Raw genomic sequence first — 10945 nt, 5'->3', positions numbered from 1 at the left:
CTTGAAAGATGAACGACAGCAGAACGACAGCTCCGTACGGACAAGCTCGGATACCCCGGACCCGATCTAGGAGCCATCGCCTGTGACGACCGTCCAATCGCCCCCTGCGCCCCCCACGGCGATACGCCCCAGGGTGGTGGCCCGCACCGGCCTGTACGCCGTGCTGGCCGCGAACGTGGCCGTGGTCGCCGCCTTCTTCGCGCAGGCGGGCTTCGCCTCGAACGCCCTGATCGTGCTGGGCCGGCTGGCCGGTCTCTACGGCGCGCTCCTGATGGCCTTCCAGCTGGTGCTGGTGGCCCGGCTGCCCTGGCTCGACCGCCGCATCGGCATGGACCGGCTGACCTCCTGGCACCGCTGGACCGGCTTCGGCATCCTGTGGACGCTGCTCGCGCACGCCGTGTTCATCACCTTCGGCTACGCCGAGTCCTCCGACCTGGACCCGGTGAGTCAGGTGGTCGACCTCGCCGAGACGGTCGAGGGCGTGCTGCGGGCCGTCGTCGCACTGGCGATCATCATCGTGATCGGCGCCGTCTCGGCCCGCTACGCGCGGCGCCGACTGGCCTACGAGACCTGGCACTTCATCCACCTGTACACCTATGTCGCGGTGGTGCTGGCCTTCACCCACCAGGTCGCGGTCGGTACGACCTTCACCTCGTCGTCCGCCGCCACGGCGTACTGGTACGGGGTGTGGGGCGTGGCGCTCGGCGCGGTCGTCGTCGGCCGGGCGGTGCTGCCGCTGTGGCGCAACCAGCGCCATCGGCTGCGGGTGTCCGCGGTCGTCCCCGAGTCCGACGACGTCGTCTCGATCCACGTCACCGGGCGCGACCTGGACCGACTGCCCGCGCGGGCCGGCCAGTTCTTCCTGTGGCGGTTCCTGACCCGGGACCGCTGGTGGCAGGCCAACCCGTTCTCCCTGTCGGCCGCCCCGGACGGCCGCACCCTGCGGCTCACCGCCAAGACCGCGGGCGACGGCACCGCGGCCCTGCGGCACCTGAAGGTCGGCACGCGCGTCTTCGCCGAGGGCCCCTACGGCGCCTTCACCACCCTGCACCGCACCCGGCCCGACGCCCTGCTCATCGCGGGCGGCGTCGGGGTCACCCCGATCCGGGCGCTGCTGGAGGAACTGCACGGCCACGCCGTGGTCATCTACCGCGTCGCCACCGACCGGGACGCGGTCCTCTACGACGAGCTGCGGGAGCTCGCCCGCGTCAAGGGCGCCGAACTGCACCTGGTCACCGGCCCGGTCAGCCCCGACAAGCTCGCGCCGGGCGAACTCGCGCGGCTCGTGCCGGACATCACCGACCAGGACGTCTTCCTGTGCGGACCGCCGCCCATGATGAACGCCGTGCTCGCCGGCCTGCGCGCGCTGGACGTGCCCAAACCGCAGATCCACTTCGAACGCTTCAGCCTCGCGGGATGAGGGAGACGAGGGAAACACCGTGAAACGAGCCGTACCCGTCCTGGTCCTGAGCATCGCCGGGCTGATCCCGGTGTGGCGCTACGAAGCGTCCACCGGCACGTCCTCCAGCGAGGTCGCCGCACCCGCGCCGACACCCTCCTCGACCTCCTCGTCGTCCTCGTCGTCCTCGTCGTCCACCTCGGGTGCCTCGTCGCAGGTCGTCGCGGGTTCGACGGTGACCACGGAGAAGGGGGTCGTGCAGGTGGAGGTGACGTTCGAGGGCGAGAGGATCGCCTCCGTACGGATGCTCCAGCAGCCGAACCATCCGCAGACGACCGCCGCGGTGCCGCGGCTGATAGAGGAGACGCTCCAGGCGCAGAACGCCGACATCGACACCGTGTCCGGCGCCACGATCACGACCGACGGCTACAAGGAGTCGCTCCAGGCCGCGATCGACGCGCGGGGCGCCTGACGTGCGCCGCGTCGAACACGTCATGGGGTTCCCCGTCTCGCTGCGGATCGACGACGAACGTGTCCCCGAGGGCATCGGGGACACGGTGTTCGCCTGGCTGCGCGAGGTCGACGAGCGGTTCAGCCCCTTCAAGGCGGACAGTGAGGTCTCCCGCCTCGACCGGGGCGAACTGTCCGCCGACACGGTGAGCGCCGACCTCGCGCGGGTGCTCGGCCTGTGCGAGGAGTACCGGGTCGCGACCGCGGGCGCGTTCGACGTACGGCTGCCGGGCCGGGGTCTGGATCCCTGCGCGGTCGTGAAGGGCTGGTCGGTGCAGCGGGCGGCGGAGCTGCTCACGGGCGCCGGTCTGACCCGGTTCTGTCTGAACGCCGGGGGAGACGTGGTGACGGCGGGCGGCCCATGGCGGGTCGGCGTACGGCACCCCGACACCGCCGACCGGCTCTGCACCGTCCTGGAGGTCACCGGCGGCGCGGTGGCGACCTCGGCGCGCTACGAGCGCGGCGACCACATCGTCGACGGCCGCACGGGCCGTCCGGCCACCGGTCTGCTCAGCGTCACCGTCGTGGCCCCGACCCTGACGGAGGCGGACGCCGTGGCCACGGCCGCCTTCGCGCTGGGCGAGGAGGGCGTCGAGTGGGCCGCCGCGCGGGCGGGCTGCGAGGTGTACGCGGTGGACGCCGGCCGACGGGTCCTGCGGACACCGGGACTTCCGGTGGCCGGAGCGAGGCCGGTACCGGCGTAGCGGCGGGCCGTCGGCCGGAGTCCGACGGCCCGCGCGCGAGGGGAATCAGCCAACTCGCGGGAAGCGGATGGCTGGTCCCGCCGGAGGGGCGGGAGTGTGCCGAAGCCGAGGCCGGGAACCCGCCTGCCGAAGTGCTGCAACAATCCCGGTCTAGACTCTCCCCGCAACGGCCTGCGCAACGACGACCGTGGCCGAAAAAGGGCAGTTTTCTGCCAAACCCGAAGGGTATTCGGCGTTTTGATACGGATAGATTCAGTCACCAAGCGGTACCCGGACGGCACGGTCGCGGTCGACCGGCTCTCGTTGGACATACCCGACCGCTCGATCACCGTCCTCGTCGGTCCGTCGGGCTGTGGGAAGACCACGACGTTGCGCATGATCAACCGGATGATCGAGCCCAGCGAGGGCACGATCCTCCTGGACGGCGTCGACATCCAGCAGCAGCCGGTCAACACCCTGCGCCGCTCGATGGGTTACGTCATCCAGAACGCCGGGCTCTTCCAGCACCGCACGATCGTCGACAACATCGCCACCGTGCCGCGGCTGCTCGGCTGGAGCAAGGACCGGGCGCGCTCGCGGGCCCGGGAGCTGATGGAGCGGGTCGGTCTGGACGCCGCGCTCGCCAAGCGCTATCCGTACCAGCTGTCCGGCGGACAGCAGCAGCGCGTCGGAGTGGCCCGGGCCCTCGCCGCCGACCCGCCGGTGCTGTTGATGGACGAGCCGTTCTCCGCCGTCGACCCCGTCGTGCGCAAGGGACTCCAGGACGAACTCCTGAGGATCCAGGAGGAGCTGGGCAAGACCATCGTCTTCGTCACGCACGACATCGACGAGGCCATCAAGCTCGGCACGATGGTCGCGGTGATGCGCACCGGTGGCCACCTCGCCCAGTACGCCCCGCCCGCCGAGCTGTTGTCCGACCCGGCCGACGCCTTCGTCGAGGACTTCCTCGGCGCCGACCGCGGCATCCGGCGGCTGTCCTTCTTCTCCGCCGCCGGGCTCGGCCTGCTGACCGCGCCGATCGTCGCGATCGACGCCACCGCCGAACAGATCGCCGCCCGCGCCACCGAGGAAGCCCCCTACCTGCTCGTCACCGGCCTGGACGGCCGGCCGCTCGGCTGGAGCGAGCCGAAGGCCCTCACCGCGGGCGAGATCCGGGCCGAGCAACTCCTGTCGTACGGGCGGCCCTTCGAGGCCGGCAAGGACTCGCTGCGCGCCGCGCTCGACGGCGCCGTGCTCTCGCCCACCGGCTGGGCCGTCGCCGTCGACCACGAGGGCCGGGCGACCGGAGTGGTCTCCCAGCAGACCATCGGGGAGGCGATCCGCAGCGCCCACGCCGAGGGACGTACGGCCCGCGAGGCCGGTACCGAGGCGGTCTCCGGCGCCGGCGGCCGCACCGCCGGGAAGGCCGTCGGATGAGCGGCCTCCTCGACATCCCGAGCGACCTCCAGCACAGCTACTTCGGCCTCGTCGGCCTGCATCTGCGCGAGGCCCTGCTGCCGGTTCTGGCCGGTCTGCTCGTCGCCCTGCCGATCGCCCAGATCTGTGTGCGCCTGCGCTGGCTGTACGCGCCCGTCCTGGGCGTGGCGACCGTGCTGTACGCCATCCCCTCCCTGGCCCTCTTCGTCATCCTCATCGACTTCACGGGCCAGAGCGAGCTCACCGTGATGATCCCGCTGGCCGTCTACAGCCTGGTGGTGTTCGTCCCGGCGATCGTGGACGGCGTCCGCTCGGTCCCCGAGGAGACCCTCGCCGCGGCCACCGCCATGGGCTTCGGGCCCGTACGCCGCTACCTGCTGGTGCAGTTGCCGATCGCGGCGCCCGCCATCATCGCCGGACTGCGGGTGGCGACCGTGTCGAGCATCTCCCTGGTCAGCGTCGGCATGCTGATCGGCAACCAGGGAGCCCTGGGCAACCTGCTCAACGACGGCATGATCTACCACCAGCCGCGCCTCATCTGGCTCTCGGTGACCGGCACCGCCGTCCTGGCCATCCTCGCGGACGCCGTCCTGGTCGTCGTCCGTCTGCTCCTGACGCCCTGGATGCCCCGCGGCACCCAGAAGGCCCGCCCCGCAGCCGAGGCCCGGCCCGAACCGGCCGCGCCCGTCCTGGAGGACGCCGTCCGATGAACGTCATCCACTTCATCAACGCGTTCTTCAGCGACAACGCCCACTGGCACGGCTACGACGGCATCCCCACCCGGCTGCGCGAGCACCTTCAGTACTCGCTGATCGCGCTCGCCGTCGCGGCCGCCGTCGGACTGCCGGTGGGTCTGCTGACCGGCCACACCGGCCGCGGCGGCAACGCGCTGGCGCTCATCGCCACCGCCGCCCGCGCGCTGCCCAGCTTCGGCCTGCTGGTGCTGATGTTCATCCTGCTCGGCTTCGGCCTGGTGCCGGTGATGATCCCGCTGGTCGTCCTCGCCATCCCGCCCATCCTGGTCACCACGTACGAGGCGGTCCGCTCCGTCGACCCCTCGCCCGTGGACGCCGCCCGGGGCATGGGCATGGCCGAGTCCCGAGTCCTGTTCCAGGTGGAACTGCCGGTCGCGCTCCCGCTGATCCTCAGCGGTCTGCGCTCGGCGGCCATCCAGATCGTCTCCACGGCCACCATCGCCGCGTACGTCAGCCTCGGCGGCCTCGGCCGCTACGTCATCGACGGCCTCTACCAGCGCAACTACGAGAAGGTGGTGGGCGGCGCCACCCTGGTCGCCGCCTTGGCGCTGACGACCCTCGCGCTGTTCTGGGCGGTCAACCGGATCACGGTCTCGCCGGGCGTGCGCAGGAGCGGCTGAGCCGGGCCGGAGTCAGCCCTCGGTGCGCGCCAGCGCCAGCTCCAGTACGACGAGCAGCGCGTCGCGCACCGAGCCGCGTTCCCGGGCGTCGAAGACGAGGACCGGGACGTGCGCGGCGACGTCGAGCGCCCAGCGGACCTCGTCCAGGGTGTGCTCGACCTTGCCGTCGAAGGCGTTGACGGCCACGGCGAACGGGATCTGCCGGTGCTCGAAGTAGTCGACGGCCGCATAGCAGTCGTCCAGGCGGCGGGTGTCGACGATGACCAGCCCGCCGACCGCGCCCTCGACGATGTCGTCCCACATGAACCCGAACCGCTCCTGGCCGGGCGTGCCGAACAGGTACAGCTTCAGGGTCGGGTCGATGGTGATGCAGCCGAAGTCCATCGCGACCGTGGTCGTGGTCTTCCGCGGGGTGTGGCTGAGGTCGTCCACCCCGGCCGCGACCTCGGTGATGGCGGCCTCGGTGGTCAGCGGCTCGATCTCGGAGATCGCGCCGACGGCGGTGGTCTTGCCCACGCCGAAGCCGCCCGCGATCACCATCTTCACCGGCAGCGGCGGCCGTACGGCGCTCTGCGCGGCCGCGCTCCGGGTGAGCGGTTCAGTCGGTGTCACGGAGTACCCCTCGGGAGTCGGGGATGGCCCGCAGGCCATCGATAACCCTGCGCAGGACGGACGCGTCGTGGGTGACGCCCACATCGGGCACGTGCACCGTCAGCTGCCCGGCGGAGCGCAGGTCCTCGGCGAGGACCCGCACCACGTTCAGATGCAGCCGCAGCCGGGCCGCGATCTCCGCGATGGACTGCGGCTGCCGGCAGGCGGCGACGATGTCGTGCCGTTCGAAGGAGAGCCGGTCGAGTCCGTCGAGCCCGGTGACGGTGGCCACCAACTGGGTCTCGACGGGCATCGCCCGTCCGGACTCGGCCTTCTCGCCCGCGCCCGCCACCCGGCCGGCGGTGACCAGGAACGGCCGTACGGCGGGGGCGGGCCCGACCGGAACCGGGGCCGGGTCCGGAGGAGGTGCGACGCCGTCCGCCATGAGTGGCTCTCTTTCCTCTCGCGACCGGGCGGCGACCGGGCGGCGGCCGGTCAGCGCCGGGACGCGGCGCCGACGCTGTTCTTGAGTTCGAGCACGAGCTGCGGGCTGAGCGCGGTGCCGGCCCGGTTGGCGAACACCGTCATCTCGTAGGCGATGTTGCCGAGCTTGGCCTCCTTGTCGGTGACCACGCCGAGCACGGCGCCGCTGCCGATCGCGGAGACCAGGACGTGGCCGCCCTCCAGGTCGATGATGACCTTGTTCAGGCCGCCCAGACCGTAGTTGCCGGAGGCCCCGGCGGCCAGGCTGGTGATGCCGGAGACGATCGCGGCCAGCCGTTCGGAGTCGGCGGGCTCGCGCAGCTCGGAGACGGCGATCAGCAGCCCGTCCGAGGACACCGCGATGGCGTCGACCACACCGGCGGTCTCCGTCGCGAAACGGTTGAGCAGCCAGGTGAAGTCGGCTGCGGCGGCCTGCAGATCGGTCGGCGCGGGGCCGCCGCCCGACGGCGTGTCACCTGTCGACGTGCTCACTGCTCGGCTCCTTCCGGGAGGTGGTTCGGGTCATGCGCCCCGCGCGGGGCGCGGGGGGTCTCTGCGGGTTCGGGCGGCGCGGGGTGCGAGGCGGTGTCCTGGTGGGCGCGTTCCACGGCCGCCTCGAACTCCTCCAGCGCGGAGCGGACCGCCTCCGCGTCGGACGGCCGGGGTGCCTGCCGGGCGGACTGCTGCGCCGCGTCCACGGTGGTGTGCAGGGTGGCACCGCGGACCCGGCGGCGCAGAGGGCGGGCCTCGGTCGCGGCGGTGCCGTCGTCGGACGTGGGGGCCTCGCCGCGTGCGCTCGGGACGAGGGGGGCCCGGTCGTGCGTCGGGTCGGGCTCGCGCCGGGGGACACGGCGGGGGAGGTGACCGGTCCGGTCGTCGTCCGGCGCGCTCGTCGTCGGCGCGGGCGCGGCGGGCGAGGGCCGGGGTCCCGAGGCGGGCGCGGGGGCGGTGCCGGACGGGTCGTCGGCGCGGGCCGTACCGGAGGGCGGGCCCGAAGGCGCACCGGAGAGCACATCTGACGGCATGCCGGACAGCGCGCCTGAGAGCGCGCCCGAAGGCGGGTCGGAAAGCTTGCTCGACAGCGCGTCGGACGGCGTGTCCGACGGCGGTCGCGAAGCCGTGCCCGCGACACCGGAGAGCACCGCGCTCATCGTCAGCAGCAGCGACGACGGAATCGTCACCTCGGCCGTCACCCCGCCGCCCTGGGTCCGGGAGAGGGTGACGCCGACCTCCCAGCGACGGGCCAGGCTGCCCACCACGAACAGGCCCAGCACCTTCGTCGGCACCAGGTCCAGACGCTCGCGGCGGATCAGGCGGCCGTTCTCCTCGGCGAGGCGATCGGCGCTCATGCCCAGGCCGTGGTCGGCGATCGTGATCGTCGCACCGGCGTCACCGGATCGTACGGTCACCTCCACCGGGCTGCCCACGGGCGAGAACGACACCGCGTTCTCCAGGAGTTCGGCCACCATCAGCGTCAGGTCGCCGATGATGTCCGGCTCCACCATGACCTCGGTGGCGGCGTGCAGCTCGACCCGCTGGAAGCCCTCGATCTGGCCGAGCGCGGCCCGTACGACGTTGGTGAGGGCGGTGGGGCCGGAGTCCAGCACGGTCTCGCGGATGCCGGCGAGCAGCATCAGGCTGTCGGAGTTGCGGCGCAGCCGGACCGCGATGTGGTCGATGGAGTAGAGGCGTTCGAGGAGCGCCGGGTCGGTCTCCCCCCGCTCGACCGAGTCGATCAGCGCCAGCTGGCGGGTGGTGAGGTTGCTGACCCGGCGGCCCACGTTGCCGAACATCTCGGCCACGTTGCGGCGGCTGAGCACCTGACGTTCCAGCAGGGCGACGGCGGTGGCCTGCACCCGGTTGAAGACCTCGGCCAGTTCGCCGATCTCGTCGCGGGCGGTGACGGGTATCGCGCGCAGCAGCGGCGCTCCGTCGTCCTCGGCGTCGTCGTCGGCCACCCGGGCGAGCTCGCGGCCGGCCACGTCGGCGACCTCCTGGGCCGCGCCGGTGAGCGCCTGCACCGGACGCACCACCGAGCGGCGGACCGCCACGGAGAAGGCGATCCACACGGCGAAACCGATCAGCGCGAGGTTCAGCAGCAGAGCGGCGCGCCACTGGGCGCTGGTGGAGGCGTCGTCGGCCCGGTCGGCGATCTGGTCGATGAGCGCGGCGGTGATCTTCAGCCGTGCCTCGGCCTGGTCGCGGTAGCCGGGGTAGGAGGCGATCGACGCCCGAAGGGCCGTACGGATCTCCGCGGGCGTCTGGACCTGGAGCGCGCTGGGGTCGACCTGGAGTTCGGCGTAGTGCTCGGTGATGCCGGCCTGCGCGGTGTTGTGCTCGATGGCGCCGAGCGCGTCGGCCTGTTCCTCGGAGGCGAACCGGGCGAACCGCTCGGCCTGGTAGGTGTACAGCTCGTAGGAGCCGACCGCGCCGGTGAACTCGATGAGCGCGTTGGCGTCACCGGTGCGCGCCGAGAACACACCGGTCTCGAAGGCACCGTGCGCCGCGTCGGCGCGCAGCAGGGAGTCGAGCAGGTTGCCGGTGAAGGTGGCCGCGAGAGCGGCGTTGCGGTCCAGGTCGAGCCCGCTGATGAGCCCCTGGGCGGCGCCCGCGTACGCCGGGTCGATGTTGTCAGCGGGCAGGTAGTCCTGCTCGACGGTGTCCCGCAGGCTCTCCAGGCCCTCGATCTCCTTGAGGGCCTGCGCCTCGGCCTGCGGCAACCGGTCCCCGAAGGTGGCGCGCACCTTCTCGACCTGGGCCTCGACGGCCAGCTGCGCCGTGCGGTAGGCCTCGGACGAGGGTGTACCGCCGTCGAAGGACGCCTGGTGCCGCACGGACAGCAGGATCGCCTGCTGGTGCTCCGCCTGTACCCGGGCCACGAGCTCCGCGACCTGGGTGCTGTCGCGGACCAACCGGGCCGCCGACGTCGCCTGGTCGGACTCCCGCACGAGGTTGGTGATCAGGTAGGCGAGCAGCACCGCGACCACGGTGAGCGGCACACCGACGAGGATGTTCAGCTTGCGCCGGAAGGGCCACCGGTCGGCGAAGTCCCGTACGCCCCTGCGCGGGGGCGGTGGCGGCCATGGGGATCCCCCCTGCTCGAGCGAGGCCGAGAGCGTGGGGGAGGGCGCGTCCACCTGGTTCGTGGACACCGGGCCTCCTTCGTCGGTGCTGCACGGTGCGTGACCTGGCACGTGACCGGATTCGTTCGATTCGGACAGATGGTATTGCGCCACGCGACGCCAACTGCCGCGACACTACCTTCTCTTTGATCGATCAAGGTCCTCGCTCTACGTCAAGAATCAGTCACAACCCGCCCCGTGCGGCCTATGTCCGCCTCGTTCATACGCCGTTCACAACAGGCCGTACATCGAAGCGAATCGGTGACCGGAATCCTCTTGACTGACCGAGAAGCCGCTGGATTGGATCAGGACAGAGTTCTGAACCGGCTTCTTCACCGAAGCTTTCGCCAACCTCCGAGCCCGGAACGGGAATCGTGACTTCCAACGCCCACAGCAGCAGGTCCATCCGGAGACACCCCGGCGCGGTGATCGTCGCGCTCGCCGCGACGACTGCCCTGCTCGCGGGATGTTCCTCCTCCGACAGCTCCGACGACCCGCTCGCGGGCGGCAAGCCGGACGGCAAGACGGTCGTCGTCGGCTCGAACAACTTCGCCGAGAGCATCCTCCTCGCCGACATCTACGGCGAGGCCCTGAAGGCCAAGGGCATCAAGGTCACCTACAAGCCGAACATCGGCAGCCGCGAGACGACCTACGGTCTGCTCAAGAACGGCTCCCTCACGGTGCTGCCCGAGTACAACGGCGCACTGCTGGCCTACCTCGACCCGAAGGCCACGCCGAAGACGATCGAGGCCACGACGGCCGCGATCGGCGCCAAGCTGGACGCCAAGCTGGAACTGCTGGACCCGGCACCGGCGCAGGACAAGGACTCCGTCACGGTCAACGCGGAGACCGCCAAGAAGTACCACCTGACGTCCGCGTCCAGCATCGCGGACCTCAAGAACATCGCGAAGGACCTGGTCATCGGCGCCTCGCCGGAGTTCCAGACCCGGCAGCAGGGCCTGGTGGGCCTGGAGGACGTGTACGGGCTCACGTTCAAGTCCTTCAAGGCGCTGGACGCGGGCGGTCCGCTGACCCAGGCGGCGCTGAAGAAGAACACCGTGCAGGCGGCGGACCTCTTCACCACCGACCCGACCATCGTCAAGGAGAAGCACGTCGTTCTCCAGGACCCGGAGAACCTCTTCGGATTCGAGAACGTGCAGCCGCTCGTCTACAAGGGCGGACTCTCCCAGGAGGGCGTCGCCGCGCTCAACGCGGTCGCGGCCAAGCTCGACACGAAGGCGCTGCTGGACCTGGACACGCAGGTGCAGCTGGAGAACAAGGACCCGCTGGACGTCGCGAAGGCGTGGCTGACGTCGGTCGGCCTGGACTGACCGCGCACGACGTC

11 protein-coding genes are annotated in these 10945 nt (G+C 71.4%); 7 read left to right on the top strand and 4 right to left on the bottom strand.

All coding sequences use genetic code 11. From position 1 onward, the window contains the following. Positions 1–82: 82 nt before the first annotated feature. The 6 genes from ACFV0T_RS03315 to ACFV0T_RS03290 all read left to right on the top strand — a co-directional run bounded on the left by ACFV0T_RS03315 (position 83) and on the right by ACFV0T_RS03290 (position 5404). A complete protein-coding gene (locus tag ACFV0T_RS03315) occupies positions 83–1420 on the top strand; it encodes a ferric reductase-like transmembrane domain-containing protein (RefSeq protein WP_385773869.1) in 1338 nt (445 codons plus the stop codon). A 19-nt stretch (positions 1421–1439) separates the two neighbouring features. Continuing rightward, positions 1440–1871, top strand: a complete 432-nt coding sequence (locus tag ACFV0T_RS03310) for an FMN-binding protein (RefSeq protein ID WP_385773867.1) — start codon at positions 1440–1442, stop codon at positions 1869–1871. Between the two features lies 1 nt (position 1872). Then, positions 1873–2613 carry an FAD:protein FMN transferase gene (locus ACFV0T_RS03305; protein WP_385773865.1) on the top strand — a complete coding sequence of 247 codons (741 nt, stop codon included), beginning with the start codon at positions 1873–1875 and terminating at the stop codon, positions 2611–2613. A 237-nt stretch (positions 2614–2850) separates the two neighbouring features. Beyond that, positions 2851–4029 carry an ABC transporter ATP-binding protein gene (locus ACFV0T_RS03300; protein ID WP_385773863.1) on the top strand — a complete coding sequence of 393 codons (1179 nt, stop codon included), beginning with the start codon at positions 2851–2853 and terminating at the stop codon, positions 4027–4029. Next, entirely contained in the window at positions 4026–4739 is a 714-nt protein-coding gene (locus tag ACFV0T_RS03295; protein WP_385773861.1) for an ABC transporter permease, read from the top strand. Before ACFV0T_RS03300 ends, ACFV0T_RS03295 begins: the two co-directional genes overlap by 4 nt. Next, a complete protein-coding gene (locus ACFV0T_RS03290) occupies positions 4736–5404 on the top strand; it encodes an ABC transporter permease (RefSeq protein ID WP_385773860.1) in 669 nt (222 codons plus the stop codon). The genes ACFV0T_RS03295 and ACFV0T_RS03290 overlap by 4 nt, the downstream gene beginning before the upstream one ends. A 12-nt stretch (positions 5405–5416) precedes the next feature. Here ACFV0T_RS03290 and ACFV0T_RS03285 read toward each other — a convergent pair whose 3' ends face one another. The 4 genes from ACFV0T_RS03285 to ACFV0T_RS03270 are packed head-to-tail and all read right to left on the bottom strand — an operon-like array spanning position 5417 to position 9630. Then, positions 5417–6016, bottom strand: coding sequence for an ATP/GTP-binding protein (locus ACFV0T_RS03285; protein ID WP_385773859.1), 600 nt, complete (start codon positions 6014–6016; stop codon positions 5417–5419). Further along, positions 6003–6440, bottom strand: a complete 438-nt coding sequence (locus ACFV0T_RS03280; RefSeq protein WP_385773857.1) for a DUF742 domain-containing protein — start codon at positions 6438–6440, stop codon at positions 6003–6005. The genes ACFV0T_RS03285 and ACFV0T_RS03280 overlap by 14 nt, the downstream gene beginning before the upstream one ends. A 50-nt stretch (positions 6441–6490) precedes the next feature. Beyond that, positions 6491–6970, bottom strand: a complete 480-nt coding sequence (locus ACFV0T_RS03275; RefSeq protein WP_385773855.1) for a roadblock/LC7 domain-containing protein — start codon at positions 6968–6970, stop codon at positions 6491–6493. Further along, positions 6967–9630, bottom strand: coding sequence for an ATP-binding protein (locus ACFV0T_RS03270; RefSeq protein WP_385773853.1), 2664 nt, complete (start codon positions 9628–9630; stop codon positions 6967–6969). Before ACFV0T_RS03270 ends, ACFV0T_RS03275 begins: the two co-directional genes overlap by 4 nt. A gap of 344 nt (positions 9631–9974) precedes the next feature. Between ACFV0T_RS03270 and ACFV0T_RS03265 the strand changes: the two genes are divergently transcribed. Then, positions 9975–10931: an ABC transporter substrate-binding protein gene (locus tag ACFV0T_RS03265; protein ID WP_385773851.1), complete on the top strand. Its 957-nt coding sequence runs from the start codon at positions 9975–9977 to the stop codon at positions 10929–10931. The last annotated feature ends 14 nt before the right edge of the window (positions 10932–10945 follow it).

Source organism: Streptomyces sp. NPDC059582, from assembly GCF_042735715.1.
Classification (GTDB): Bacteria; Actinomycetota; Actinomycetes; order Streptomycetales; family Streptomycetaceae; genus Streptomyces.
Note: the sequence above shows the minus strand (reverse complement) of the source record. Positions and strands in the feature narration are given on the sequence as shown.